The sequence below is a fragment of the Halorussus pelagicus genome (genome assembly GCF_004087835.1).
GTDB classification, from domain to species: domain Archaea; phylum Halobacteriota; class Halobacteria; order Halobacteriales; family Haladaptataceae; genus Halorussus; species Halorussus pelagicus.
This window is the reverse complement of record NZ_CP035119.1, coordinates 2,212,678-2,237,733: the sequence shown is the minus strand read 5'-3', so window position 1 is coordinate 2,237,733 and position 25,056 is coordinate 2,212,678. Positions and strand designations below refer to the sequence as shown.

26 protein-coding genes are annotated in these 25,056 nt (G+C 65.0%); 13 read left to right on the top strand and 13 right to left on the bottom strand.

Features of this window, described 5'->3' with window-relative positions; all coding sequences use genetic code 11:
- Window positions 1-287: 287 nt before the first annotated feature.
- Window positions 288-2,207, top strand: a complete 1,920-nt coding sequence (locus tag EP007_RS11205) for a beta-CASP ribonuclease aCPSF1 (protein WP_128477735.1) — start codon at window positions 288-290, stop codon at window positions 2,205-2,207.
- A gap of 371 nt (window positions 2,208-2,578) precedes the next feature.
- Here EP007_RS11205 and sppA read toward each other — a convergent pair whose 3' ends face one another.
- From sppA to EP007_RS11180, 5 genes are all read right to left on the bottom strand, one after another.
- Entirely contained in the window at window positions 2,579-3,595 is a 1,017-nt protein-coding gene (sppA, locus tag EP007_RS11200; RefSeq protein ID WP_128477734.1) for a signal peptide peptidase SppA, read from the bottom strand.
- A 123-nt stretch (window positions 3,596-3,718) separates the two neighbouring features.
- Window positions 3,719-4,279, bottom strand: a complete 561-nt coding sequence (locus tag EP007_RS11195) for a YqaA family protein (RefSeq protein ID WP_208023489.1) — start codon at window positions 4,277-4,279, stop codon at window positions 3,719-3,721.
- A 160-nt stretch (window positions 4,280-4,439) separates the two neighbouring features.
- Window positions 4,440-5,489, bottom strand: a complete 1,050-nt coding sequence (mfnA, locus tag EP007_RS11190; protein WP_128477733.1) for a tyrosine decarboxylase MfnA — start codon at window positions 5,487-5,489, stop codon at window positions 4,440-4,442.
- Window positions 5,490-5,576: 87 nt separating this feature from the next.
- Entirely contained in the window at window positions 5,577-6,065 is a 489-nt protein-coding gene (locus EP007_RS11185; RefSeq protein ID WP_128477732.1) for an MGMT family protein, read from the bottom strand.
- A 47-nt stretch (window positions 6,066-6,112) separates the two neighbouring features.
- Entirely contained in the window at window positions 6,113-6,445 is a 333-nt protein-coding gene (locus tag EP007_RS11180; RefSeq protein WP_128477731.1) for a helix-turn-helix domain-containing protein, read from the bottom strand.
- A 100-nt stretch (window positions 6,446-6,545) separates the two neighbouring features.
- Between EP007_RS11180 and EP007_RS11175 the strand changes: the two genes are divergently transcribed.
- From EP007_RS11175 to EP007_RS11155, 5 genes are all read left to right on the top strand, one after another.
- The gene (locus EP007_RS11175) at window positions 6,546-7,112 is read left to right on the top strand and encodes a HalX domain-containing protein (protein WP_128477730.1); all 567 of its coding nucleotides are present in this window, start codon (window positions 6,546-6,548) and stop codon (window positions 7,110-7,112) included.
- Window positions 7,113-7,197: 85 nt separating this feature from the next.
- Window positions 7,198-8,010: an indole-3-glycerol phosphate synthase gene (gene trpC / locus EP007_RS11170; protein WP_128478577.1), complete on the top strand. Its 813-nt coding sequence runs from the start codon at window positions 7,198-7,200 to the stop codon at window positions 8,008-8,010.
- 7 nt (window positions 8,011-8,017) lie between these two features.
- Entirely contained in the window at window positions 8,018-9,256 is a 1,239-nt protein-coding gene (gene trpB / locus EP007_RS11165) for a tryptophan synthase subunit beta (RefSeq protein ID WP_128477729.1), read from the top strand.
- Window positions 9,246-10,076, top strand: coding sequence for a tryptophan synthase subunit alpha (gene trpA, locus EP007_RS11160; RefSeq protein ID WP_128477728.1), 831 nt, complete (start codon window positions 9,246-9,248; stop codon window positions 10,074-10,076). Before trpB ends, trpA begins: the two co-directional genes overlap by 11 nt.
- Before the next feature lie 27 nt (window positions 10,077-10,103).
- The gene (locus EP007_RS11155; RefSeq protein ID WP_128477727.1) at window positions 10,104-10,898 is read left to right on the top strand and encodes a 2-amino-3,7-dideoxy-D-threo-hept-6-ulosonate synthase; all 795 of its coding nucleotides are present in this window, start codon (window positions 10,104-10,106) and stop codon (window positions 10,896-10,898) included.
- 409 nt (window positions 10,899-11,307) lie between these two features.
- Here EP007_RS11155 and EP007_RS11150 read toward each other — a convergent pair whose 3' ends face one another.
- The 6 genes from EP007_RS11150 to EP007_RS11125 all read right to left on the bottom strand — a co-directional run bounded on the left by EP007_RS11150 (window position 11,308) and on the right by EP007_RS11125 (window position 17,295).
- Window positions 11,308-11,745, bottom strand: a complete 438-nt coding sequence (locus EP007_RS11150; RefSeq protein WP_128477726.1) for a transcription elongation factor Spt5 — start codon at window positions 11,743-11,745, stop codon at window positions 11,308-11,310.
- A gap of 10 nt (window positions 11,746-11,755) precedes the next feature.
- Window positions 11,756-11,923 (bottom strand): protein translocase SEC61 complex subunit gamma, encoded by a 168-nt coding sequence (locus tag EP007_RS11145; protein WP_128477725.1) that lies wholly within the window; start codon window positions 11,921-11,923, stop codon window positions 11,756-11,758.
- 177 nt (window positions 11,924-12,100) lie between these two features.
- Entirely contained in the window at window positions 12,101-13,249 is a 1,149-nt protein-coding gene (gene ftsZ / locus EP007_RS11140; protein WP_128477724.1) for a cell division protein FtsZ, read from the bottom strand.
- Window positions 13,250-13,347: 98 nt separating this feature from the next.
- The gene (locus EP007_RS11135; protein WP_128477723.1) at window positions 13,348-14,805 is read right to left on the bottom strand and encodes a D-aminoacyl-tRNA deacylase; all 1,458 of its coding nucleotides are present in this window, start codon (window positions 14,803-14,805) and stop codon (window positions 13,348-13,350) included.
- A gap of 121 nt (window positions 14,806-14,926) precedes the next feature.
- Window positions 14,927-16,270: a sodium:calcium antiporter gene (locus EP007_RS11130; protein WP_128477722.1), complete on the bottom strand. Its 1,344-nt coding sequence runs from the start codon at window positions 16,268-16,270 to the stop codon at window positions 14,927-14,929.
- Between the two features lie 47 nt (window positions 16,271-16,317).
- Window positions 16,318-17,295: a calcium/sodium antiporter gene (locus tag EP007_RS11125; protein WP_128477721.1), complete on the bottom strand. Its 978-nt coding sequence runs from the start codon at window positions 17,293-17,295 to the stop codon at window positions 16,318-16,320.
- Window positions 17,296-17,419: 124 nt separating this feature from the next.
- On the opposite strand from EP007_RS11125, the gene EP007_RS11120 reads away from it, so the two are divergent.
- Together EP007_RS11120 and EP007_RS11115 are read left to right on the top strand one after the other, a co-directional pair.
- Window positions 17,420-18,250, top strand: a complete 831-nt coding sequence (locus EP007_RS11120; protein ID WP_128477720.1) for a shikimate dehydrogenase — start codon at window positions 17,420-17,422, stop codon at window positions 18,248-18,250.
- Window positions 18,251-18,277: 27 nt separating this feature from the next.
- Window positions 18,278-18,934, top strand: a complete 657-nt coding sequence (locus EP007_RS11115; RefSeq protein WP_128477719.1) for a helix-hairpin-helix domain-containing protein — start codon at window positions 18,278-18,280, stop codon at window positions 18,932-18,934.
- Between the two features lie 99 nt (window positions 18,935-19,033).
- On the opposite strand, the gene EP007_RS11110 is transcribed toward EP007_RS11115, so the two are convergent.
- Window positions 19,034-19,390 (bottom strand): nuclear transport factor 2 family protein, encoded by a 357-nt coding sequence (locus EP007_RS11110; RefSeq protein WP_128477718.1) that lies wholly within the window; start codon window positions 19,388-19,390, stop codon window positions 19,034-19,036.
- A 94-nt stretch (window positions 19,391-19,484) separates the two neighbouring features.
- Here EP007_RS11110 and EP007_RS11105 point away from each other — a divergent pair, with 94 nt between their 5' ends.
- The 4 genes from EP007_RS11105 to EP007_RS11085 all read left to right on the top strand — a co-directional run bounded on the left by EP007_RS11105 (window position 19,485) and on the right by EP007_RS11085 (window position 23,782).
- Window positions 19,485-20,585, top strand: coding sequence for a pyridoxal phosphate-dependent aminotransferase (locus tag EP007_RS11105; RefSeq protein ID WP_128477717.1), 1,101 nt, complete (start codon window positions 19,485-19,487; stop codon window positions 20,583-20,585).
- 955 nt (window positions 20,586-21,540) lie between these two features.
- A complete protein-coding gene (locus EP007_RS11095) occupies window positions 21,541-22,515 on the top strand; it encodes a hypothetical protein (RefSeq protein ID WP_128477715.1) in 975 nt (324 codons plus the stop codon).
- 106 nt (window positions 22,516-22,621) lie between these two features.
- Entirely contained in the window at window positions 22,622-23,104 is a 483-nt protein-coding gene (locus tag EP007_RS11090) for a DUF7109 family protein (protein WP_128477714.1), read from the top strand.
- 75 nt (window positions 23,105-23,179) lie between these two features.
- Entirely contained in the window at window positions 23,180-23,782 is a 603-nt protein-coding gene (locus tag EP007_RS11085) for an NUDIX hydrolase (protein WP_128477713.1), read from the top strand.
- Window positions 23,783-23,923: 141 nt separating this feature from the next.
- On the opposite strand, the gene EP007_RS17515 is transcribed toward EP007_RS11085, so the two are convergent.
- Window positions 23,924-24,064 (bottom strand): hypothetical protein, encoded by a 141-nt coding sequence (locus EP007_RS17515; protein WP_166035552.1) that lies wholly within the window; start codon window positions 24,062-24,064, stop codon window positions 23,924-23,926.
- Between the two features lie 152 nt (window positions 24,065-24,216).
- Between EP007_RS17515 and EP007_RS11080 the strand changes: the two genes are divergently transcribed.
- Window positions 24,217-24,999 carry a DUF7388 family protein gene (locus EP007_RS11080; RefSeq protein ID WP_128477712.1) on the top strand — a complete coding sequence of 261 codons (783 nt, stop codon included), beginning with the start codon at window positions 24,217-24,219 and terminating at the stop codon, window positions 24,997-24,999.
- The last annotated feature ends 57 nt before the right edge of the window (window positions 25,000-25,056 follow it).

The window sequence follows — 25,056 nt, the reverse complement described above, 5'->3', positions numbered from 1 at the left end:
TTTTATAACATCGGCAACTAATGGCGCGTAAGCGGGTTTTCCTGCGTCCCCGAGTGAGCGTCCGGTCATCCCCGGTGGTCTCGGGGACGTGGACGACTCGCTGACGCGAGTTCCCACATCCCGCGGAGAAGGAAATCTATGCTGTGCTGTACTCTACATCGTAGTCTTGACGGCGTTTCGACCGGTCCGACGTGCGACCGTGAGCGAGTAGCACGCGGAGGCACACGACCGGTCGGCCGAGCCACGAGTAGAGTCCCAGTACGGACAGACGGAACCACTTTTTCACTATGAGTAAAGTAGACCAGCAGTTAGAGGACCTGCGAGCAGAGATTACGAGCGAGTTACCGAGTGACATCTCGGTATCCGACGTGAAGTACGAAGGCCCGGAACTGGTCGTGTACACGCGCGACCCCAAGAAGTTCGCCCGAAACGGCGACCTCATCCGGCAGTTGGCCAGCCAACTTCGCAAGCGCATCACGGTCCGGCCCGACCCGGACGTGCTGTCGCGGCCCGAAGACGCCCGCCAGCAAGTGCTCGATGTCATCCCCGAGGAGGCCGGAGTGACCGACCTCGACTTCCACGCCGACACGGGCGAGGTCGTCATCGAAGCCGAGAAGCCGGGCATGGTCATCGGCAAGCACGGGTCCACGCTCCGAGACATCACCCAAGAAGTCGGCTGGACGCCCGAAGTCGTCCGGACGCCGCCCATCGAGTCTTCGACGGTCTCGAACGTCCGGAACTTCCTGAAACAGGAGCGCGACGAGCGCCGGGACATCCTCGAAAAGGTGGGTCGCCAGATTCACCGCGAGGAGATGTCCGACGACGAGTACGTCCGTATCACGACGCTCGGTTGTTGCCGGGAGGTCGGTCGCGCGAGTTTCATCCTCTCGACACCGGAGACCCGCATTCTCATCGACTGCGGCGACAAGCCCGGCGCGGAGGGCGAGGTGCCGTATCTCCAAGTCGAGGAGGCGCTTGGCGCGGGCGCCAACACCATCGACGCGGTAGTGCTGACCCACGCCCACCTCGACCACTCGGCGCTGATTCCGCTCCTGTTCAAGTACGGCTACGACGGTCCCATCTACACGACGGAACCGACCCGCGACCTGATGGGCCTGCTCCAACTCGACTACCTCGACGTGGCCGCCAAAGAGGGCCGCGCGCCGCCGTACGACTCCGAGATGGTCCGGGAGGCCATCAAACACACCATCCCGCTGGAGTACGGCGACGTGACCGACATCGCGCCCGACGTGAAACTCACGCTCCACAACGCGGGTCACATCCTCGGAAGCGCGGTCTCGCACTTCCACATCGGCGACGGCCTGTACAACGTCGCGTTCTCGGGTGACATCCACTATGACGACACGCGCCTGTTCAACGGCGCGGTCAACGACTTCCCGCGAGTCGAGACGCTCGTCCTCGAATCGACGTACGGCGGTCGCAACGACTACCAGACCGACCAAGAGGACTCCGAGAAACGGCTTAAGGAGGTCATCAACGAGACCTACGAGAAGGGCGGGAAAGTCGTCATCCCCGCGTTCGCGGTGGGTCGCTCCCAAGAGATGATGCTCGTCATCGAGGAGGCGATGCGCAACGGCGACATCCCCGAGATGCCGGTCCACTTGGACGGCATGATTTGGGAGGCGACGGCCATCCATACGACCTACCCCGAGTACCTACGCGACGATTTGCGGGACCGCATCTTCCACGAGGACGAGAACCCCTTCCTCGCCGACCAGTTCAACCACATCGACGGCGGCGAGGAGGAGCGCCAAGAGGTCGCCGACGGCGACGAGTGCATCGTCATCTCGACCTCCGGCATGGTCACGGGCGGTCCCATCATGTCGTGGCTCGAACACCTCGGCGGCGACCCCGACAACACGATGACGTTCGTCGGCTATCAGGCCCAAGGGACGCTCGGCCGACGCATCCAGAACGGCTGGGACGAGATTCCGCTGAACCGCGGCGGCGGCCGCAACGGCAAACTTTCGCTCGAACTCGACGTGGAGACGGTCGATGGCTTCTCCGGCCACGCCGACCGGCAGGGCCTAATGAACTTCGTGAAGACGATGAACCCGCGGCCCGAGAAGGTGCTGTGCGTTCACGGCGACGAGTCCTCCACGCAGGACCTCTCGTCGTCGCTCTACCACGAGTTCAACATGCGGACGTTCGCGCCGAAGAATCTGGAGACGTTCCGGTTCAAGTGAAGTAGGCGAGCGTCGATTCGGTTCGCAGGTTTTCCCTTTCTCCGGTCTTCGGGGGGTTTCGAGTGGTCGGTGGTCCCGAGTTCGCGGGGAGAGGTGGTTTTGCTCGCTGATTCTACTCGCGGAGAACGACGGTGCGACCGGGACGGAGCTAGCTACTGCCGACGCCACTCAAACCGCAACCGCACCGCCCCGCGAGGGCCTCACACCTCCCCAACCTCCTCACTCCTTCGCTTCGCTCAGTCGTTCGTCCCTCACGCGATGGGCGCGGCCACTTGCGGGCCGCGCCCGCACGCGCCGGGTCGAAGGTACAGATACGCGAGAAAATCCGAACTCCCGCTGCGAGACGAGTCCGCGACGAGTCGAGCGCCGACCTATCGCAACTTGAACTCGAACCCGTCCACGTCGCCGCTGTCGCCACCCAGCGCGCTGGCGACGCCAGCGCCGAAGGCGTACGCAACCGCTTGGGAGCCGCCGCGGAGGCGATCCATCACGCCGCGGTCCGGTTCGAACTCCTCGACCGTGACCCCCTCGACGCCGAGGTCCGCGGCGAGGCGGTCCTCGACCTGCCGCTTCGTGGCGAGTTCGTCCACCAGTCCGATGGATGCGGCGTCGTCGCCCAGATACACCCTCGCCTCGGTGTCTCGGACCTGCTCGTCGCTCAGTTCCCGGCCGTCGGTCACGCGCTCGACGAACTCGTCGTAGTAGCCGTCGATGATGCCCTGCAAATACTCGCGCTCGTCGTCGGTCATCTCTTTGAGCGACTGGCCCGCGTCCTTGTACTTGCCCGCCGCGAACCGCTCGTACTCCAGCCCGAGCTTGTCGGCCATCCCCTTGGCGTTGACCCGCGAGCCGATGACCCCGATGGAGCCGACGATGCTTCCCTCGCGGGCGTAGATGTCGTCACAGCCGCTAGCTATCCAGTAGCCGCCGCTGGCGCACACGTCCGTCGCGTAGGCGACCGTCGGCCCGTCGAAGCGCTCGGCCGCGAGTCGGATGTCGTCGCTCGGCACAACCTCGCCGCCGGGCGTGTTGAGTCGTAGGAGGAGCGCCCGCGCGGCGTCGTCCTCGTCGGCGCGCTCTATCTGCTCGACCACGTCGTCGGCGGGTGTGCCGCCGGGTCGCGGGGGAATCGAACTACCGCCGCCGTCGCGGGTGATTGGTCCCTCAACCGCCACCTCCGCCACGTCGTAACTGGCGGCCCACCGCGACGCGAGGTTTCCGGCCGCCCGTGCGCCGAGGACGCCCGCCAGCACGGCCAACACGACGCCGAGGAGTCTGGCGAGGTTGCCCTCGGGAACTGCCACGAACAGGAGCCACCCGAGCGCCACCGCCGCGAAGACCCCGACGAGTACGACGGACCCCTGTACGACCCGCGAGCTATCCGCCACGGTCGCTCACCTCGATAGACTGCATACCACGGAGTGAGGCCGGACGGCCCGTAAGTCTTCGCTCGGCGGCACTCCCCGCTACGGCAGGGGGTTTCAGGTGAGAAATCCAGTAACGCCGGAGAGTCAGAGGACGGCCACGGTCGAACCCACGAGGAAGAGAGTCACGAGCAGTCGGCCGACACTCCCGGCGAACGTCGCCAGCGCGAACTTCCCGTAGTCCTCTTCGAGGACCGCGAAGGCGTAGATGGAGATGGTGTCGGGGAAGAAGGGAACTGACAGCGCCAGCGCCATCCCGACGTACCCCCACTTCTGGGCGAGTTGGACCGTCTTCTTCTCGGACCACTCGATGACATCGAACCGCGAGCGCCGGAGAAAGCTGATGATGGGTCCCGACTCCTTGGCCTCTTGGCCGATGTGGAACGCGAGCATGCTCCCGGCGGCCTTACCGACGCCGCTGACGACGATAATGAGCGCAAGTCGTCCCGCCCGCGAGAGACCGAGGTCCAGCGGCGCGGCCAGCACGACTTCGCTCACGCCGGGCAACGCGAACGCGATGAGGAACGAGTAGACGAAAATGATGGCCAGCCCCGCCCACCCCGTCGTGGTCTCGACGGCGTGTTCTAACCACTCGAACGACCCGAGAGCCAGCCCATCGACGAACACGGGGGCAACGATACCGAACACAAGTGGATAGACAGCAAACCACGATTATCAGCTTTTTGCCTTCGTTTTTTCACGGCTCCCTGCGCCGGAATCGGTACTGACTCGGGCGAGACTCGGCAGTCGCGTCGGAGGCGTCCATTGGTGTCACGAACGCCGACGAGTCGGAAAACCGGTTGGGCGCTCAGACCGAATCGAGGTCCGCGAGGAACGTTTCGAGCATCTCGCGGGTGACGTGGGGCATGCAGACGATCCGCAACTCGCCGGTCGCGGTGGGCGAGACTCGCCACCCCTCCGACTGGAGCGCCGAAATCTCCTCGCGGGGGATGTCGGCCGCGACGAGCGGAAGCACCGGGTCAACGACCTCGTAGCCCCGCGCTTCGAGTTCGGCGGCCACCCACTCTGCATTCGCCTGTCCGCGCTCGTAGTTCTCGCGGTAGCCCTCGCGCCAGAGGGCGTCTATCGCGGCCTGCGCGCCAGCGACGCCCGCGCCGCTCCGAGTGCCGGTCAGGGTCGCCTGCGAGGTCGATTCGAGGTAGGGCGTATCCACCGCGAGCGCGTCGAGAGTCGCCTCGTCGCGGGCGAGAAAGCCACCCGCGGGGACCGGCGCGCGGCCCATCTTGTGGGGATCGATGGCCATCGTATCCACCGGCGCGTCCGCGAAGTCCCACTCCCAATCGGTAAAGGGCAGGACGAATCCGCCCCACGCGGCATCGACGTGGAAGAGCGCCCCGACCTCGCGCGCAATCTCCGCGAGGTCCGGAATCGGGTCCACACGGCCGTACTCGGTGGTCCCAGCGACTCCCGCGAGTAGCGCGGTCTCGTCGTCGGCGAGTCGTCGAACCGCCGCGAGGTCGGCCCGGCGGTCGTCGTCTGCTGGCGCGAGTCGGAGTTCCACGTCCAGCACGTCGGCGGCCTTCTGAAAGCTGAAGTGGGCGCTCTCGGGCGCGACGACGTTCGGGTCGTCGGCGTCCGCGAGGTTTCTGGCCGCCCGGACCGCCTGTAGGTTGGCTTCGGTCCCGCCGCTGGCGACGTAGCCGTGCGGGTCGTCGAGACCGGTCATCTCCCCGAGGAGGGAGACGGTCTCGCGCTCCAGTTCGGCGACCGCCGGATAGGTCGTCGGGTCGCCGGGGTTGTCCGCGAGGAATCGCTCGGCGGCCTCGCGGGCGTCGGGGTGGGGCACGGTACACATCGAGGAGAGGACGCGCCCGAAGTTCTGCGGCGCTCGCTGCATGGTCAGTACATTTTGTCGGGAGCGTTTATCGGTTCTGTTATCGGTCGCCGCGAGGGTCGGCCGACGCCGGGCGACACGCGCCCCGTCTCACAGTCCTTCCAGCGAGCGCAACTTCTGTTCGACCGCGGCGGGGGCGGCGCTCGGCCCGTCGCGGACGCGGTGGTCGGGAATCAGAAGCGGCGCGGGGTTCTCGTCCAACGCGGTCCGGACCAGATTCAGGTCCTCGTCGTCGGTGTGGTCGATGCCGCTGGTCATTCGGGCCAGCGTCTCGACGTTTATCTGGTCGCCGTAGGGAATCTCGCGGACGCCCTCCAGCACGCGGCGCTGGTCGGTCGGAACCGTGAGCGCGATTTCCACGTCTGAGAAGTCGTCGTCCTCGATGCCGTCGAGGTAGTCGAAGATGCGCTCGAAGAGGTCGTGGTCCTCGGCGGCCTCCTCGTCGGGCGTCTCGGGAAACGAGACGCTGAGGACTCGACCGCTCGCGGTCCCGAACTGGACGTATCGGTCCAGATACGACGACTCGCGCGCGAAGATGCCAGTAATGCCGTCGTCTCCGCCTGCGTCGTCAATGTCCATGCCGCCTGATTCGGGCGGGCCGGACTTGAACATTCCGCGGGCGGTCGTCAGTCGAACCGCCACGTCTCGGCGCGCGTCGGACCGTCAGCCGTGAAGACGCGAGCGGTCGCGGCGTCGTCCCCGACCTCGAAGACGATTCGGTCGATTCGGGACCGATAGACTCGATAGTGATTCCCGTCGGCGTCGATTCGAGTCCGTTCGGCGAGCAAGCCCCGGTCAACGAGTCGTGGGAGACGCCGATACAGCGTCGAGTCGGGGACACCAAACGCTTCGCGTATCCGCTTTGCGGGGACCGGACGCGAACTCGCCGCGGACAGAATCGCACAGGTGTACCCGTCCAACAGTTCTAACGCGTCTACAGCGATACCATCTCGGGCCACGCTCGGACCTTATTTCCTGTCATTCAAATGCTGTGAGGTGATTCCCGGAGGTGGGAACGCGCGTCGGAGTTTATAATTTTGCGACTCAAGCACCGGAAATATGGACGAGAATGAAACGAAGCCGACAGTTCTCTTCGTGGAGGGCGAACCGACGCTCCGGACGCTCTACGAGGAGTGGTACTCGGCGGCCGTCGGCGTCCCGACCGCCGCGGACGCCGACGCCGCGCTTGCGGCCGACGAGCGAGATTACGACGCAGTCCTGACCGAGCGACGACTGCCGGACGCGACCGGCCGCGAGATAATCGCGGGCGTCGGCGAGGACCGTTTCACGGGGTTCGTCACCAGCGCCACGCCCGATTTCGACCTCGTGGCCGCGCCGGTTGATGTGTACCTCCGCAAGCCCATCTCCCGCGAGCAGTTTCGCGCGACGGTCGAGCGGTTCGACGCCCTCGCCTCGCGGAGTCCGGAGGTCCGGACGTTCGCGGCGCTCGCCGAGAAGCGTCGGGCGCTCCGGGCGGCGACCTCCCGCCGGGCCAGACGGTCGAGCGAGGCGTTCGACAGGTTAGAGTCGCGCTTCGAGACGCTCCGGGACCGACACGCCGAAGCGGTCGAAGACGTGCCCTCGCCGACGGTCGGACGGAAGGCGGAATCGAACTCCTCGGTGTGACCGAGTAACGCCTCCGAACAGTCGCCGGTCCGCGGTCCGGGTAGACGCAAGTCTTATGTACAATTCCGTCCGTCATTGTACAATGATGAACGACAGCGACGAACTCGCACCCGCGGTCGCCGCCATCCTGCGGTCCGCCGAGGGCCGCGGCGACCCCGATCGAGGGCCGGTCTCGGTGGACGCGCGGTCGCTCCCCGCGGCGCTGGCCGACGCCGAGACCGACGGGCGCGCGCCGGTTATCGCGGAAGTGAAGCCGACGAGTCCGACCACGGAGGGGACCCGCGAGGAGGACCCCGTGGCGCTCGCCGAGGCGATGGTCGAGGGCGGTGCGGCCGCCCTCTCGGTCCTCACGGAACCCGACCACTTCGGCGGGTCGCCCGAGAACCTGCGGCGAGTCCGCGCGGCGGTTGACGTGCCGGTCCTCCGGAAGGACTTCCTTCTGCGCGAGGCGCAACTCGACACCGTGGAGGCAGACGTAGTTTTGCTCATCGCTCGGTTCCTCGGCGACGACCTCCCGGACCTCGTAGCGGCCGCCGAGGAGCGCGGATTCCAGCCACTCGTGGAGGTTCACGACCGCGAGGAACTGCGGGCGGCCCTCGACGCCGGGACCGACATCGTCGGCGTCAACAACCGCGATTTGGCCCGACTGGAGGTGGACCTCGAAACCTTCGAGAGCGTCGCGCCCGAAGCGCCCGACGACGTGACGCTGGTCGCCGAAAGCGGTATCGCCACGCCTGACGACGCCCGCCGGATGATCGGGGCGGGCGCTGACGGCCTGTTGGTCGGGAGCGCGATTATGGACGGCGTTTCGGAGTCCGACGACTCCGGAAGTCGAGCGAACGACTCGCTCGACAACGTAACCGAGAACACGCGGCAGTTGACACGAATACGACGGTGACACAGACATGAGTAGCGAATCCAAGTTCGGCGAGTACGGCGGCCAGTACGTCCCAGAGGCGTTGATGCCCGCCATAGAGGAGTTGACTGACGCCTACCAGCGTTACGTCCTCGACAACGAGGACGGCTTCATGGACGAGTTCCGCGAGCGCCTGCGTGACTTCGGCGGACGCCCCACGCCCCTGCAGCGTGCCGACCGCCTGAGCGAGCGGTACGACCGAGACGTGTATCTCAAACGCGAGGACCTGCTCCACGGCGGCGCGCACAAACTGAACAACGCCTTGGGACAGGTCCTGCTGGCGAAGTACATGGGCAAGGAGCGAATCGTCGCCGAGACCGGGGCGGGCCAGCACGGCACCGCGACGGCGATGGCCTGTGCGTACCTCGACATGGACTGCGAAATCTACATGGGTCGGACCGACATCAACCGCCAGCGGCCCAACGTCTTCCGGATGCGCATCCACGACGCCGAGGTGAACCCAGTAGACATCGGGTCGGGGACGCTGAAGGAGGCCATCAACGAGACGATGCGCGACTGGGCGACCAACGTCGAGGACACCCACTACGTCATCGGTTCCATCGTGGGTCCACACCCCTTCCCCCGGATGGTCCGAGACTTCCAGTCGGTCATCTCCGAGGAGGCCCGCGAACAGATTCGAGAGCAGGCGGGCCGACTCCCCGACAGCGTGGTCGCCTGCGCTGGCGGCGGGTCGAACACGATGGGGACGTTCCACGAGTTCGTGGGTGACGAGGACGTAGACCTCGTGGCCGTCGAGGCGGGCGGGTCCAGTCTCACAATCGAGGAGGACGAAGGACTCGCGCCTCACTCAGCCTCGCTCTCGACCGGCGACGAGGGCGTCCTCCACGGTGCGCGCACCAAACTCCTCCAGAGTACGGACGGCCAGATTCTCGAATCCCACAGCGTGAGCGCCGGACTCGATTACTCCGGCGTCGGCCCGGAACTGGCCCACCTCGCCGACGAGGGCCGCGTGAGGCCGGTCAACGTCGGCGACGACGCCGCGCTCGAAGCGTTCCACCGACTCTCGAAGATGGAGGGCATCATCCCCGCGCTCGAATCCAGCCACGCGCTGGCCTACCTTGAAGAAAATCCCGACGAACTGGGCGACCTCGTCGTCCTCAACGTCTCCGGACGGGGCGACAAGGACCTCGATACGGTCATCGAGGAGAGCGACAAGCGGAATCTCGACGCCGCGCCGACGATGGAGGTGTTCGAGCATGGGGAGTGAAATCCGCAACGCCTTCGCCGACGACCCGGCGCTGGTCTCGTACGTCGCGGCGGGCGACCCCGACGCCGAGTCCACGAAGGAGTACGTCCGGGCGCTCGTCCGCGGCGGGACCGATGTGGTGGAACTCGGCCTGCCCTTCTCGGAACCCATCGCGGAGGGACCGACCATCCAGCAGGCCATCCGCCGGGCGCTCGACGCCGGGATGACCCCAGACCGGTACTTCGACCTCGTGGCCGAGTTGCGCGAGGAGGTGGACGTACCGCTGGTCTGTATGACGTACTACAATCTCATCTACCAGTACGACGCTGGCGACGGACGGGAGGGTCCCGAACCCTTCGTGGCGGCCGCCGCCGAGGCGGGCATCTCCGGCATCATCGTCCCGGACCTGCCGGTAGACGAGAGCGACCCGCTGAAAGACGCCTGCAAGAAACACGGTCTCGACCTCGTTTTCATCGTCGCGCCGACGACGACCGACGAGCGACTCGACCGCATGCTCGACCGCGCCTCGGGGTTCGTCTACGTCCAGGGGCGACTGGGCACGACGGGCGCGCGCTCGGACGTGAGCGACGACACCCACGGGAGCCTCGACCGCCTCGCCGAAACCGACCTCCCGAAGGCGGTCGGGTTCGGCATCAGCGAGCGCGGCCACGCCCGAGAAATCGTCGCGGGCGGCGCGGACGGCATCATCGTCGGGAGCGCGTTCGTAGATATCGTTGCCGAACAGGACGACGCCGCAGACCGCCTCGAAGCGAAGGCCCGCGAACTCAAACAGGGCGCGCTCGCTGGCGCACCAGACCTTCCGGAACCGGAAGGCAAATAACCACTCTTTGCTACATATTCACACATTATGGACGTAGGAACTGCGGCACGACTCGAACGAATCGGCACAGATGGGACACACGTAATCGTCCCGATGGACCACGGCATCACACTGGGCGCGGTGAACGGTCTCGTGGACATCGAATCGACCATCGACGCCGTGACCCGCGGCGGCGCGGACGCAGTCCTCACGCAGAAGGGCATCGCGCCGCGAGTCCACGACAACAAGAACGGCGCGGGCTACGTCGTCCACCTCAACGCCTCGACTTCCATCGGACCGGACAACAACGACAAGCGCATGACCGGCACGGTCAAGGAGGCGGTCCGTGCAGGCGCGGACGCGGTGTCGCTCCACGTCAACGTCGGGAGCGAGTACGAGCGCGAGCAGATGGAAGACCTCGCCCGCGTCACCGAGGAGGCCGCCGAATACGGCGTGCCGGTGCTGGCGATGGCCTACGCCCGCGGGCCGGGCGTGGACGAACACGACGCCGAGAGTCTCGGCCACGCGGTCCGCTTCGCCGAGGAGGTCGGGAGCGACGTGGTGAAGACCGCCTACAGCGGCGACACCGAGAGCTTCGAGCGCGTGGTCGAATCGACGCGCCTCCCGGTCGTCATCGCTGGCGGCGAACCGGAAGGCGACCGCGCGACCCTCGAAGCGGTCCGCGGCGCGATGGACGCGGGCGCAGCGGGCGTCTCGATGGGCCGGTCCATCTTCCAGCACGACGACCCCGAGGCGATTACGCGCGCCGTGACGAGCGTGGTCCACGACGGTTCCTCTGCCGAGGATGCGCTGGGAGAAGCCGGTCTGGCGGTCGAAGCCTGACGGTTCGGGGGTCAGCGGACAACATTTCTGTCGCTACGTGGATAATCGGTTTCGTTCTCCTGCTGTTCTCGGAGCGCGGATTTGGGTTCGGTCTCTCGAAAGCGACGGGTAATTTCTCTCCCGGCGCGTGCGGGCGCGACCCCGCGGCGTCGCGTCCATCCGCGCGAGGTCTGCGCGAACGGACGTGAGCGCAGGCTCGGAAGACGCGGTTTGTCTTCCGGTGGACGACTGAACGACCGGAGGGAGTAAGGGAGGAGGTTGGGGAGGTGTGAGGTTCGCGGTCGCGGTGCGGTGCCGTGCGGTATGAGTGGTTTCGGCAGTAGCTAGCTTCGCTCTGCCTTTCGATTTTCTCACTACTTCACTCTCTCTCGAAACGTACCGCCAGAAAACGACCTCGCTCGAAAAGCCTCTACCGCTCTTCGGAGTCCAAGACGCGAATCTGGTCGCCCCGAACCGTCACCGGAATCGGAACGGTCGCCTCGTACAGTTCGACTGTCACTTGGTCCTTGCCCTCGTCGATGCGCTGGACCTGCGCCTTCTCGCCTTTGAACGGTCCAGCGATGAGTTCCACGATGTCGCCCTCCGCGATGCCCTCCACGTCGGGGGTCGGCGAGAGGAAGTGTTCGACCTCGGAGATGTCGCTCTTGCCCGGCACGATGCTCTGGGCGTGGGGAATCTCTTCGAGGACGCGGTTGATGACGGCGTCGTCGTCGGCCTCGACCATCACGTAACTCGTCAGCGAGTCGGGCGCGAGCGCGGCGTGAATCTCCGGCTCTTCGCGGGTGATAATCATGTCCGCCACGGTGCGCTCCTGACTCGCGGTCGTCTTGACTGCGTACATTGGCATTCTAGATCACCTAGGCGGGGAGGAAACTCATGATGGCGAACATAATAAAGCCGAGCAGTCCTACGAGGATGATTCCCGCACCCGCAATCTTCGAAATCTTCGAGAACTCCTCCCACGAGGGCGTGCTGGCGAGTTTCAGGACTCGCACGTACGACGAGAGGTCGAGCTTGATGTCCATGTTACCGGGGCTTAGAGAGCGTCCTTTTTCTATCTATTGCTCTCGTGTCGCGGCGTCCGGGTCGAAAATTTCTCCGGCTTACTTCGTCGTCGCTACAGCGAGCGCTCTCAAGAGTGCGACCGAGGAGAGAACGGGGCAGGGCGGCCCCCAACTGCTCCCGAAATTCGTGACGGCGAGTTACTCTACGTAGTCGATATCCTGCAGTCGCTTGTTGGCCTTGGCCTGCTGGGCCTCGTTGCGGCCGTAAATCTGGGGCGACTCGACGCCGGTGACGACGATCATCGTGCGCATCTCGCCGTCGAGTTCTTCGTCGATGGAGGTCCCCCAGATGATGCGCGCGTCGGGGTCGATGCGGTCGTATATCTCTTCGACGACGCCTTCGGCCTCCTCGATGGACATGTCGTTGCCGCCCGTGACGTTCACGAGTGCGGAGTTCGCGCCCGAGATGTCCACGTCCAAAAGCGGCGAGCGCATCGCGGATTTCACCGAGTCCTGTGCCTTGGCGTCGGAATCGCTCTCGCCAAGACCGATCATCGCCACGCCGCCTTTCTCCATGACAGTCCGAACGTCGGCGAAGTCGAGGTTGACGAGACCGGGTTTCGTGATGAGTTCCGTGATGCCCTTGACCGAGCGCATCAGCACCTCGTCGGCGACCTTGAACGCTTGGCGGACGGGAAGCTTCCCGACCGAATCGAGCAGGCGGTCGTTGGGAACGACGATAACCGTGTCAGAAACGTCGCGCAGGCGCTCTAGTCCCGCCTCGGCGTTGGTCCGGCGGACCTCGCCCTCCGCGGTGAACGGCGTCGTCACGATGGAGATAGTCAGCGCGCCCGACTCGCGGGCGGCCTTGGCGACGACCGGCGCGGAACCGGTCCCCGTCCCGCCGCCGAGTCCGGCGGTGACGAACACCATGTCCGAACCCTGAATCGCGTCGTAAATCTCTTCCTGACTCTCAAGAGCGGCCTCCTCGCCGACTTGCGGGAGCGAGCCAGCGCCCCGGCCTTGGGTCTTCTGCTCGCCCATGAGAATCTTGGTGTCGGCTTCGATCTCTACGAGATGCTGTACGTCCGTGTTGGCCGCCACGAGTTTCGCGCCGTGGATGCCTTCCTCGGCCATGCGATTGACCGTGTTGCCACCGGCACCGCCACAGCCGACGACGGTGATATCCGTCTGGAGGTCCTGCAGAACGTCTTTGAGTTCCTCGTCGGTCATCGTCCCCGACGCATTCGCGGCCTGCGACTGGGCCCCAGTCCCCGAGCTGGCCTGTCGGGAGTCCTGCTGTCCCCCCTCGGCTTCCTCGATGGCGTCTTCGACTAGCGAGTCCATGCTGAAGTTGGCTTGAGAACGGAGCGTAATTATCTTTCCCCTCTCTGTCGGACGGATGTCTGACAGATACGGCCGCTCGCGGACGCGAGCGCCGAAACTCACGCGTCGAATCGGCGAACGCGTTCCGACTGGACCGTCTCGGGTTCGATTTCTCTGCCGTTTACCGTGACCGACTGCCCGGCCGAGAGCTTTCCGAACGCCGGTCCCTCCGAGACCCCGAGCGTCTGGGCTTTCTCTGGGTCGAACGCGGTCTGGCGCGCGACGACCGCGCCGTCCTCGCGCGCGACCGAATCGTACTTCTCGTGGAGTAGGTCCGCCAGCGTCTCGACTAACGCCTCGCGGTCGTCCACATCGCGGACCGCGGCCCGGCCCGCCGCGCGACTCCCGCTCTGCTCGGTCTCGAACGCGAGCGTTCGGGCGATTACCGCCTCGCGGGTCGCCTCGTCGTCGATACTCTGCGCTTCCGTGAGCAGGTCGGTCGGCAGTTCGACGACCTCGTAGGCGTCGTCCATCTCTCCAGTGCGGTCTCTGTCGTCGGCGAGACCATCCGTGTCGTCCGCGAACTCCTCGGCGGGGTCGCCAAAGCGCAGGCCCGCCGAAATCGCCGAGAGGTCGGCTTCGAGAGCTTCGACGAGTTCGAGCGGAACGCCGGTCGTCTCCCGGACCCACGTCTCGCTCACCACGTCGTAGCCGAGGTCCGCGACGACTCGCTTCAGGTCGGGATAGTCACCCTCGATGACCGCGCGCTCGGCGCGACTCTCCTCGAAGGCCCGCCGGACCACCTCGCGGTTGTGCTCGGGCGACCCCATCGCGTCCAGCACCCAGTCGGCCGCGATGTGACCCACGGTCCAGTCGGTCCCGCGCTCGATGCGCTCGAACCGGGGGACGTAGTGGCCCCCGCCGAATCCGACCAACTGCCGCTCGCGGTGGGGGGAAACGCCCGCCAAGTCGAGGACGGCCTTCGCCACCGCTCGCGCGCCCTCGGGGTCGTCCCACTGCGCTTCGTCGCTTCCCAGTTCCGCGAACAGCGAGGGGACGCCCACCTCCGAGGGACCGTGGTGGGTACACTCCATCCCGACTTCGTAGGAGTCGGGCGCGTGGTCCGCGAACGCCGCTAACAGGCGCGCGTGGGCGTTCGGGCACGCCTCCGCGAGACCGCCCTCGACGCCGCCGTAGTCGGCCGGGCCGAAGTTGCCCGTGAAGTGGGCCGTCAGGAGCGGGCCGGTGTCTCCGGAGTGGCGCGAGACGAAGACGAGTAGGTCGGGTGTGTCCGAATCGGCGGCGGCCGATTCGGACGCGCCCGAGTCGGTCGCTTCCGCGGCGTTCGGTTCGCCGAACGCCGCGGCCGTCTCCTCGATTTCGAGGTGGAGGGCGTCGAACTCTCGGAGTTCGAAGGAAGCGTCTCGACTCGTCCCGTCGAGTCGGTAGTAGGGTCCGCCGCCCTCGGCGTCCGGGCGGGCGTCGTCCTCGCGTCGCTCCCAGTCCGCGAGGTCCAGCAGGTGGTCGCCGATGTGTTCGGAGGCCGAGTCGGCTCTGCTGACGACGATGGCAATCACGCGAGAAACTACGGCAGGACCGAAAGAAAAGCGCGTCGGATAGCGTCGTCGGAGACGACGGGGAAGATAGCGTCGTCCAGAGGACACGAAAATAGCGTCGCCCCGTCGGCGACGACCGGTCTCAGTCGGCGTGTTCGACCGGGTCAGAGCCGCCGGGGAGCGCGTTGCGGGCGTTCGCGGCCGTGCGGTCGAAGATGCCTCGGAGTTCGCCGCGCCGAAGGACGAACAGCGCCGCGCCGAGGACGAGGTAGACCGCGGTGTAGGCGTAAAGAATGAGCATGCTCCACTCACCGGCCTGCGGTTCGGCCAGTATCCGAATGACGGCGAACTCGGCGACGACCTGCGAAAGGAAGAGTACGAGCAGGACGATTGCCTCCCGGACGCTAATCTCGAAGTTCGCCAGTATTCCCAGCGCGAAGAAGCTCTGGGCCGCCGTAATCCAGATTTCGGCCTGCTGTTTCTCGTCGAACGGGAGCGACCCGACCGCGCCCGAGGCGATGCTGTAGACCACAGCGAGCGTCCCGATGAGGAGCGTCCACTGGTTGAGCTTCGAGGAGATGAGCGCGTTGAACCCGGCGGTCGAACGCGCCTTATTGACGAGGTACGCGACCACGATGAGTTCGGGCGACTCGGAAGCCAGCGGCGCAATCCACTGAATCATGAAAAAGGGCGGGATGCCCAGCGCCAGTCCCAACTCTTCCAAGCCGTGCGCGAAGGGGTGGACCGCGGTGTAAATCATTCCGCCCGAGTAGCCAAACAGCAGGAGGACGCTGGCGACGCGGGGGAGTTTGGAGAAGCTCTGGAAGTACGCCGGAACGCCGACCTGTTCGTCGTGTTCGTCCACCTCGCCGCGGATGATGATACCGATGTAAATCGCGTACAGGCCGACGAGGAAGAGAGTATCCACCATGCCGATGCCAGCGCCGAACGGCACGAAGAAGGCGTAGGCCGTCGCGGCCAGTAGAAACGCGATTTCGGTTGCGAGGTCGCGGTCTATCTGCACCTTGCTCTTCAGGAATCCCGACTCCTTGACCACCGCGGGGTCCTCCGAGCTAAGCGTTCGATACACCGTGAACAGCGCGATGCCCGACCACCCCAGACCGATGAGAATGCGGTTCGCGCCGGTCATGTTTGCGACCGCGAGGTTCGCGGCCTCCATGCCGCGCTCGGTGCCGACGTTCGCTCCGGCGGTCCACGCGTAGAGCGCGTCAACCGCGTACTCGGGAGCGACCGCGAGGACCGCCAGTACGGCCAGCGCGAACGCGCGCGGTACGTCTTTTTCGGCCGTCTCGGCACCCCACGCCAGCATGAAGGATGCCCCGAGTACCGCGATGCCGGAGATGGCGACCGTCTGGAGGTGAGTCAGGGCGGGCGTGCTTCCCGTCGCCCAGATGTAGAGCCACGGGAGCGTGAGCGCCGTGGTCGCGCCGACCGCGGAGAGCGGATGACGTAAGCGACCTAACATTCTGCTCGGGGATAGCGCATCCCGAAAAGTAGGTCTTGCGTTCTATCTCAGGGGAAGAGAAGGTAAACGAACCCACCGTACGCACCGATGAGCGCGATACCGCTCCACCGCGAGATGTTTCGTCCGTAGGCCATCAGCGCCATCGCACCGACGGTAAACGCGATCATCACGGGGAAGTGGAACGTCTGGACGTTGGAGTTGACGGCCAGCGGGTTGACCACCGCGAGCAGGCCAATAACCGCGAGGATGTTGTAGATGTTCGACCCGACGACGTTCCCGATGCTGAACTCGGCCTCGTCGCGGAGCGAACTCACGAGCGAGGTGGCCAGTTCGGGCAACGACGTGCCGAACGCGATGATGGTGATGCCGATAAAGAGGTCGCCGAAGCCGAACGACCGGAGGAGACCGGTGCCGCCCTGCACGAGTCCGAACGAGCCAGCGAGAAGACAGACTCCCGCGCCCGCCAGCATGGCGAGTTGTCGAGGCGTCACCGACCCCGACGCTTCCTCGATCTGCATCTCGTCGGGGACGGCCTCTTCGTCCGCCGAGCGGGAGTTGTAGAGCATGTATCCCGTGAAGACTGCCAGAAGGGCGAGCATCCCGACGCCGTCCATCTGGCCGAGCGTCCCGTCGCTCCCCAGAACGACGAGCAAGACCGCGGCCGCGAGCATGAACGGCCCGTGTCGCCAGAGGACCTTCGAGTTGACCGACAACGGTTGGACGAGCGCCGACGCGCCGAGGACTAACCCGATGTTGGCGATGTTCGAACCGATGATGTTGCCCAGTCCGATGTCGTCCGAGATACCGATACCACCGACGAGACTGACGAACAGTTCGGGTGCAGTCGTCGAGAACGCGACGATGGTGACGCCGACCGTCGCGGGCGCGATACCGTAGCCGATAGCCAGCGACGAGGCGCTATCGACCAGTAACTCCGCACCGAGATACAGCAGGAGAATTCCCCCGATGAGATAGAGCGTATCGACTGACAGTAGTAATCCTCCTAATGCTTGAAGTGGTATCATCGTTCCCTACTGGCGTTCCAACCAGAGTATCGTCATAAATACTTGGATTATTATATGTCGTGATAACTGGTATCACGGGTCAGCGAACACAGCAGTTAACCCGTTCCTCGGCCTTGCGCCCGACATGGACGTGTTCGGACTCCTCGGCAACCCCGTGGGTCACTCGCTGTCGCCGCCGATGCACGAAGCGGCCTACGACGAACTCGAGGTGGACGGGCGGTACGTCACCTTCGAACCGGCACCGGACGACCTCGGCGCGGCAATCGAGGGCGCACAAGCACTCGGCGTTGCGGGCCTGAACGTCACGATTCCGTTCAAACAGGATGCGCTAGCCCACGTCGAGCCGGACGACCTCGCGGCCCGCATCGGCGCGGTCAACACAATCGACTTCGCGGACGGCGGCGACTCGGCGAGCGACGCCGCGGACGACCCGCCGACCGGCCACAACACCGACGCGGCGGGCGTTCGCCGGTCGTTCGCCCACCACGACGTAACGCTCGCGGACCGAGACGCCGTCGTCGTCGGCGCTGGCGGCGCGGCCCGCGCGGCCGCTTTCGCCCTCGCGGACGCTGGCGCGACTGTCCATGTCGCCAACCGAACGGTCGAGCGCGCCGAAAGTCTCGCCTCCGAACTCCCGGAAACGACCGCTGGCGGTCTCGACTCGCTGGAGACCCGCGTGCCCGACGCCGACGTGTTGGTCAACGCGACCAGCGTCGGCATGGAGGAAGACCGGTCGCCGGTCCCGGCCGAGACGCTCCACGGCGACCTCGCCGTGCTGGACGCGGTGTATCGCCCCCTCGACACGCGACTCCTGCGGGAGGCCCGCGAGCGCGGCGCGACGACCATCGACGGCGCGTGGATGCTCCTCTATCAGGGCGTCGAAGCGTTCGAACTGTGGACCGGCCGAGATGCGCCCGTGAACGCGATGAACGAGGCGCTTCGGGCACGGCTTTAAGTGGCGCGGCCGTCTACTGTCGCGCAAATGGGACTGCTCACTAAGCTGAAGTCGTTGCTTGGACTCGAGGACGACCGCTCGCAGGTGCGCCGAACCGAGTCCGGCGTCACTATCGAGCGCGAACCCGACGAGTCGGCCGAACCGAACGTGGAAGCCGAGAGCGCCGTAAAAGGCGTCGATACCGGCACGGAGGAGTCCGCCGACGCGACGGAGTCCGACACCCCCGACATCGAGGACGCCGAACCGACGGACGGCAGCGAAACTGCGGACGAAACCGAATCCACGGACGACGCGGCCGAGACCGGCATCTCCACAGAAGACGTGACGACCGCTCCGGAGGGAAGCGAGAGCGCCGAGACCGGACGCGACGCCGCCGAACCGGCAGAGGCGGTCCAACCGTCGTCGGACGCGGCCCATCCCGACCAGAGCGCGGGTGACGAACCCGAACCAACCCCCGAGGAGACCGAGGACTCCGAATCGGACGCCGCCGAGGAACCGGTCGGCGAGGGCGAACCGCTCGAAGAGATCAAGGGAATCGGGTCGGCCTACGCCGAACGCCTCCGAGACGCTGGCGTCACCGACGTGACCGAGCTAGCGAAGGCCGACGCCGAGCAACTGGCCGACGAGACGGGTCTCTCGGACAAGCGCATCTCGACGTGGATCGAGCGAGCACAGGCGCGATAGTTCGGCGCGTCAGAATCGAGTAGTTCGGCTGTTCTCCGGAGTCTATCTGTCGTAGCGGCCGCTCTTCTCGATGCGTCGAAATAGCTCACTTCGCGCCTGCTACACCTCGTCGCGGTCGGTGTAGGTCCACCGCGCCTCGATTTTGCCGTCGTCGTCGAATCGGTGGAAGTCCGCGAAGTCGAAGGCGACCTCCTCGCCGTCCTGCCAACCGGTAAATCGTCCGCGCACCGCCACCGTGTCGCCGTCCGCGACCAACTGATTGATTTCGTGGTCGCCGTCTTCGAGCGGTCGGTTTTCGAGGTAGAACTCCCGAAACTCGGCCATGCCATCGAGCGTGGACTGGCCGGGTCGGTCGTAGGTCACGTCGTCGGCGAACAGCGAGAACACCGCGTCGTACTCCTCGGCGTCGATGTGGTCGTAGTACGCTCGGACCACGTCGGGGTCTGCGTTCGTCACGTCTCGAAGCTATCGTCTCGCCGAAGTTAATTTCGGGGGTTGTCGAGACCCGTTGGTCGAAAGAAAGACTTGCTCGGGGTCCGAGCGTTGCGGTATGGATTACGACACGCCGCTGTTCTTCCACGTAATGCAGTACGCGGCCGACGCCGACCGTGACGTGGTCGATATGGTGAGCGGCAACCCCGACTGGGGGTCGCCCGACGCAATCAGCGAGGGTCTCCACGAGTACGCCGATTTGGGAGGCGCTGACTTCCAGTATCCCCCGAGCGAGGGACTGGCCGCGCTCCGCGAGGAGATCGCCGAGCGCCGGAACGTTGACCGGTCGCAGGTCGTCGTCACCAACGGCGGCGGCGAGGCGAACTACCTCGCCATGGCCCGCGCGCTCGAACGCGAGCGCGGGTCGGAGTTCGTGCTGACCGACCCCGTCTACCCGTACTACCCCGGCAAGACGACGATGCTCGGCGCGAGCGCAAAGTACGTCGCCACCGCCGAAGACGGGTCGCTCGACCCGGCCGACGTGCGCGAGGCCGCCAGCGAGGAGACGGCCGGAATCGTGGTGAACACGCCCAACAACCCCACCGGCGCGGTCTACGACGAGGCGACGATGCGCGAACTCGTCGCTATCGCCGAGGAGTACGACGCCCTGCTGGTCAGCGACGAGGTGTACGACCACTTCGACTTTTCGGGGGAGTTCACCTCGGCGCTCGCCTTCGACTCGGACCACCGCGTCGTCACGAACTCCTACTCGAAGACGTTCGCCATCACGGGATTCCGGGTCGGCTACGCGATTTTCCCCGAGTCGCTGGTGGACGTGGCCAAGACCCGCCACATGCTGACCAACGTCGCCACTACGCGACCCGGCCAGCATGCAGTCCTCCACGCGCTCCGGAACACCGACCCGGCCTACTACGAGGCGAACCGCGAGTTGTTACGCGAGCGCATCGAGACGTTCACCGACGCGTTGGACGCCGCTGGCGCTGACTACTCGACGCCCGAGGGCGCGTTCTACGTGATGGCGCGGTTCCCCGAGTTCCCCGGCACGCTGGAGAACGTCGAGCGACTGGTGGACGAGGCAGGTGTCGCGGGCATGCCTGGCGAGGCGTTCGGCGAGTCCCGAAGCGATTGGCTCCGGTTCGCGCTCGTCTCGCCCCGCGTCGAGGAGGCCGCGGAGCGATTGGCGGACTACTTCGCGTAGCGGTCGCTCGCTGTCGAATTGGCTCAGCTCTTTCGAGGTAGTCGGACTGGCGGTTACGGCGTCGGGCGGCTTTGCCGTCCGACGACGGTACAGTGCGATAAAATCACGCTTTAGATTCGGTTTCTGACGAGAGGTGCCTGCGAACGTTAAACTGCGTCTCACGAGTGATTTCGTCTCCAGTACCGAGCGTTCCAGTCACCGAAAACTTGTACGCCCCATCGGGTAGGTTCACGAACAGATACGTCGTCGTCTGACCGTAGGGCGTCGGGTGTTTGAACAGGCTCAGGGACCACTTATGCCGCTCTCCGCTTTTCAGTGTGCGGCCTTCGGACGTTCCGACACCGCCCTCATTTGCGACTCTTTCCCAGCCGGACGACGATTTTCGCTCGATCTTCCATGCTTTCATCGGCTGGATGTTCAGCGGACACTCAGTCTTATTGTGTAGCGTGAAGAGCAACGAGTCATTCCGTTGTTCAACAGTGAAATCATCCGTCCCGGCTGACAAAGAGACGTTTTCAGGACTGCTACAGTTTGAACCGGAGACTCCTGTCCGTGACGTCGTAGTATCTGGTGGCTCGGACGATGAGTTATCTAAAAGCTGTCTACCCGACGCCATACAGCCTGATAACGGAACGAGGCTTGCACTACACAGGGTGAGCAGTTCTCTACGGCGCACAAGTGTTACTTATCCATCTGATCTCATATTCTTTCTGTTGGCTCAAGAATTTCTTTTGAGTGCAAGACAGCTTCGATAGAGGGTCGTGTATCACCGGTTTTATAGCGTGAAACACAGGTTTTCGAGATTGAGCGACAGAGTCTCGTATTTGCTGTTGTTCCCCACGGTAGAATACACTGTGAAGTGGGGACCCCATAACTGTTTTTTATTTGCCAAATTTAGACTTAATATAATATTTTCTAGATTAAATATAAGTTTCATTGGAGCAACTTCTATGGTATGGTGGATACCAATCCTACCACGGAAGCGACGGGGCAGAGTAGAAGAGATTACCTGAAGAGCGTCGGTTCAGCCGCTGTTGCACTAACTGCGACTACGGGAAGTGTGTCCGCAGGTGAGTCTGATACGATTGTCTTACCAATCGGGAAGGAGGTCCCTTCCTCGGACGTTATCAAAACAGGTACTCGCGGACAGGCTGATGAGGTGAGGCCCGACTTCCTCCCGGATTTGGAACAGGTGAGAGCCGAAGAAGCGGCCCGCTCCCAGTCATCTTCCGATCCATCAGGTGTGCGCGAATCTTCAACTGCCAGTAGCTCTTCACAGCACGAAGATAGCGTAACGATTAGCCAAGATTTCAACGGATGGGCTGGCAGTACGAGCTACTGGCACGACGACGGGAGCCACATTACGAACATCTACAGTCGGTGGGACGTCCCGAGCGAACCGGAGAACGAGAATACGGACGCAACTCACTTCTTCTTCCCCGGATTGCAAAACGACGGAGACCCACACTCCATCCTTCAGCCGGTGCTTGAGTGGAACAACGGCACCGGAAAAGAATGGATCATGCGGTCTTGGCGAGTCGGCGACCAGACTGAGAACAGCCCCCACATCAGCGTCAGTCCCGGTGATACGCTCGAAGGGTTCGTTTACATGCAGGGGTCGGACAACACGTCTGACGAATGGATGATCGGAGGCACGAATCTAGATACCAACGAGACGGTCCAACTCACCACGCCCGCACTCGATAGTAGAGGCGAGTTCCGACAGGCTGTCACCGCCTTCGAGACGTACGATTTCCCGGAAGGAGACTGTGACAAGCTCCCCGGAGGTGTTACCTTCAGAAAGCTCCAGATGCTGGATGACCACGACGATGTCAGTGAGAACTGGGGCGTGTGGCACGAGGAGGACATCGGGTGTTCTCTCAGCGTCTCCTACTCTAACTCCGCTAACGAGACGTACATCTACCCGTAGTAGTACGGTGTAGTTCGGCGACTCGGTCGGGATGGTCGCTCGAACTCGTCGCTGACGGTGCCTTCCCGAACAACTAAGCCCCCGCGAGAACCCCACCCGATAACGAATGGCCGACACCAAGGACGAACTCGCGGGGGTGGTGGACCTCTTCGGCGGTCTCGCCCGCGACGACCTCGAACAGGCGCTGGTCGAACTCGCGTTCAAGCAGGGCAAAGAGGTCGAGCGCGAAGCGTTCGCCGCCGAAATCGAGCGCGCGGTCGCGGATTACTATCTCGTGGAGACCGAGCGCGGAGTTGAATCGGGCGACGCGGACGAACCGCTCCTCGTCGCCGGTCCCGCGGCGTTCCCCACGGTGCCGGAGAACGGCGAGGACCTGCCCCACATCCTCGACGCGCCCGACCGCGAGTTGGACCGCGAGCGACTGGGTGAGGCGGTCGCCGAGCGCCTCGCCGAGGAGGCGCGGACCCTCGCCGCCGCGGGCGACGCCGAACGAGCGCAGGAACTGCTCGACGTGAGCTACGACCTCGAAGCGTGGGCACCCGTCGAGACCGACGACGTGCGCGAGCGGTTGGACAGGGCCTTCGAGTAGTGCTAGCAGAGTCGCCTCGCCGCAGGCCCGTCCGCGGACGGACGAATTAAGGCCACGCGGTGCGACGTTGGGCGTATGGAGTTGGGTCGCGTAGCCGACCACATGCCGCGGACGGTCGCCGACGAGGACCACGACGCGGCGGTGGTAGCCCCGGTCGTCACTCGCGGAAGCGACTACTACCTGCTGTTCACCAAGCGCGCCGACCACCTCGGCGAACACGCCGGGCAGATGAGTTTCCCCGGCGGCGGGTGCGAACCGAGTGACGCCGACCTCCGGGCCACCGCGCTCCGCGAGGCCGAAGAGGAAATCGGGCTTCGCGCCGACGAGACCGACGTGGTGGGTCAACTCGATGACATACGGACCACGAGCAGGTACGCGGTGACGCCCTACGTCGCCCGCGTCCCCGACCGCGAGTACACCCCCGACGAGCGCGAGGTGGCCGAAATCGCGGTCCTGCCGGTCGATGGGCTGTTGGACCCCGACAACTACGAGGTCGAGCGCAGGGAGCATCCCCAGTACGGCGAGGCCATCGTCCACTTCTTCCGCGTGAACGGGTACACCGTCTGGGGCGCGACGGCCCGAATTTTGGTGCAGTTGTTGGAACTGACGACCGATTGGCGTGCGCCGAAGAAGGTCGATAGGGTCGTGGACCCCGACGCCGACGTTCGACAGGATTGAGACCGCGTAGCTACGTCGAGCGAAGCGAGACGTTTAGGGTTACGTTGACTGGGGCGTTTTCGACGGCGAGGAACTAGCTTCGGGCTTGAGCCAATCATACCGCACCCGCACGGCACCGTTCCGCACCGCACCGCATCAGCCTCACGCCTCCCCAACCTCGTCGGCCGCATCCGCGGCCGACTTCCCTCGCGCGGTTGGCGCGATGCACGACGGCGTCGCGCCCCCACGCGCCGGTTCGTAAATCAAGTCGAGTGCCCTCACCCAATCACCGAAATCGCTCACGTCTCCACCTCGGTAAGTATCGACCGCGCCGATACCCTTTTCACCCTCCCACGGATACGACTGGCTACATGGTCGCACAGACGATGGATCGCGTTCCGCACGAGCAGTAGAACCGTACGACGACGAGCGACTGTTACTGGAGGTGTTCGCGCATGCTAACTACTAGTGAGACTATCGCAGAGACTGGACTGGACGCCGCCGCGCTCAAACCCGCCGAGTGTGACGTGTCGCGCGCGGCCGAGTTACCCTTCGAGACCGTAGCTATCGACTACGAGGGGCGCGAACACCTGCCGGACGAAGAGACGCTGGCAGGTCTCGCCGAGGAGGTGGAGGTCCGCCTGACCACGCCGGTCAGGGCCGAGGGGTTCGACCCCCTCGGCGACGACTCGGGCTACGACCGCATCCCCGATACGGTCCAGCGCGTCGCCGTGGCCGGACACGCCGCCTACCTCTCGGAGACCGAGCGCGGGAAGGCCGTCGCGCCCCGACTCCGCGCGGCGGTCGAGCGCGACCCGGCGGCGTGGGTCGGTACCGAGGGCGTCGAACGCCTCGCGCTGGCCACCGGCGCGACGCAGTTCGAACTCCTCTCTCGAACCACCGAGCAAGACCTGCGCGCCCTACGAGCGGCCGGGTTCGACGGCGAACTCGCGGTGTACGCACCGACCGTCCTCACGGACGACGACGACGCGGTACTCGACGCGGTGGGCGACTACACCGCCCGGCGCGGCCCCGTGGCGAGCGCGCTCCCCGAGGGCGCGTCCACTGACGGGACCGCGAGCGGACGGGCGCGCGAAGTCCTCTCGGCCGCGACGCGGGACTACGCGCTGGTCGGGTCGCCCGCCGAAGTCGGCGAGCGCGTCGCCGACCTGAAGGCAGCGGGCGCGGACCTCGTAGTCGGCTATCCCGCACGCGGCGTCGAGGAGTTCGTGAGCTAACTTCCAGTCGGCCACTACCCTGCCGGAGTCGGTATTTCTTTCCCGCCGAGTTCCGAA

Bases quoted from the DNA above. Each gene is read 5' to 3' on its own strand.
- EP007_RS11095 (WP_128477715.1), top strand. From the start codon at position 21,541: ATGGTGGATACCAATCCTACCACGGAAGCGACGGGGCAGAGTAGAAGA.
- EP007_RS11155 (WP_128477727.1), top strand. From the start codon at position 10,104: ATGGACGTAGGAACTGCGGCACGACTCGAACGAATCGGCACAGATGGG.
- EP007_RS11130 (WP_128477722.1), bottom strand. From the start codon at position 16,270: ATGTTAGGTCGCTTACGTCATCCGCTCTCCGCGGTCGGCGCGACCACG.
- mfnA (WP_128477733.1), bottom strand. From the start codon at position 5,489: ATGCAGCGAGCGCCGCAGAACTTCGGGCGCGTCCTCTCCTCGATGTGT.
- EP007_RS11185 (WP_128477732.1), bottom strand. From the start codon at position 6,065: ATGGACATTGACGACGCAGGCGGAGACGACGGCATTACTGGCATCTTC.
- EP007_RS11120 (WP_128477720.1), top strand. From the start codon at position 17,420: ATGGACGTGTTCGGACTCCTCGGCAACCCCGTGGGTCACTCGCTGTCG.
- EP007_RS11175 (WP_128477730.1), top strand. From the start codon at position 6,546: ATGGACGAGAATGAAACGAAGCCGACAGTTCTCTTCGTGGAGGGCGAA.
- EP007_RS11150 (WP_128477726.1), bottom strand. From the start codon at position 11,745: ATGCCAATGTACGCAGTCAAGACGACCGCGAGTCAGGAGCGCACCGTG.
- EP007_RS11080 (WP_128477712.1), top strand. From the start codon at position 24,217: ATGCTAACTACTAGTGAGACTATCGCAGAGACTGGACTGGACGCCGCC.
- EP007_RS11105 (WP_128477717.1), top strand. From the start codon at position 19,485: ATGGATTACGACACGCCGCTGTTCTTCCACGTAATGCAGTACGCGGCC.
- trpA (WP_128477728.1), top strand. From the start codon at position 9,246: ATGGGGAGTGAAATCCGCAACGCCTTCGCCGACGACCCGGCGCTGGTC.
- trpB (WP_128477729.1), top strand. From the start codon at position 8,018: ATGAGTAGCGAATCCAAGTTCGGCGAGTACGGCGGCCAGTACGTCCCA.
- EP007_RS11090 (WP_128477714.1), top strand. From the start codon at position 22,622: ATGGCCGACACCAAGGACGAACTCGCGGGGGTGGTGGACCTCTTCGGC.
- EP007_RS11125 (WP_128477721.1), bottom strand. From the start codon at position 17,295: ATGATACCACTTCAAGCATTAGGAGGATTACTACTGTCAGTCGATACG.
- EP007_RS11115 (WP_128477719.1), top strand. From the start codon at position 18,278: ATGGGACTGCTCACTAAGCTGAAGTCGTTGCTTGGACTCGAGGACGAC.
- ftsZ (WP_128477724.1), bottom strand. From the start codon at position 13,249: ATGGACTCGCTAGTCGAAGACGCCATCGAGGAAGCCGAGGGGGGACAG.
- EP007_RS11205 (WP_128477735.1), top strand. From the start codon at position 288: ATGAGTAAAGTAGACCAGCAGTTAGAGGACCTGCGAGCAGAGATTACG.
- EP007_RS11145 (WP_128477725.1), bottom strand. From the start codon at position 11,923: ATGGACATCAAGCTCGACCTCTCGTCGTACGTGCGAGTCCTGAAACTC.
- EP007_RS11085 (WP_128477713.1), top strand. From the start codon at position 23,180: ATGGAGTTGGGTCGCGTAGCCGACCACATGCCGCGGACGGTCGCCGAC.
- trpC (WP_128478577.1), top strand. From the start codon at position 7,198: ATGAACGACAGCGACGAACTCGCACCCGCGGTCGCCGCCATCCTGCGG.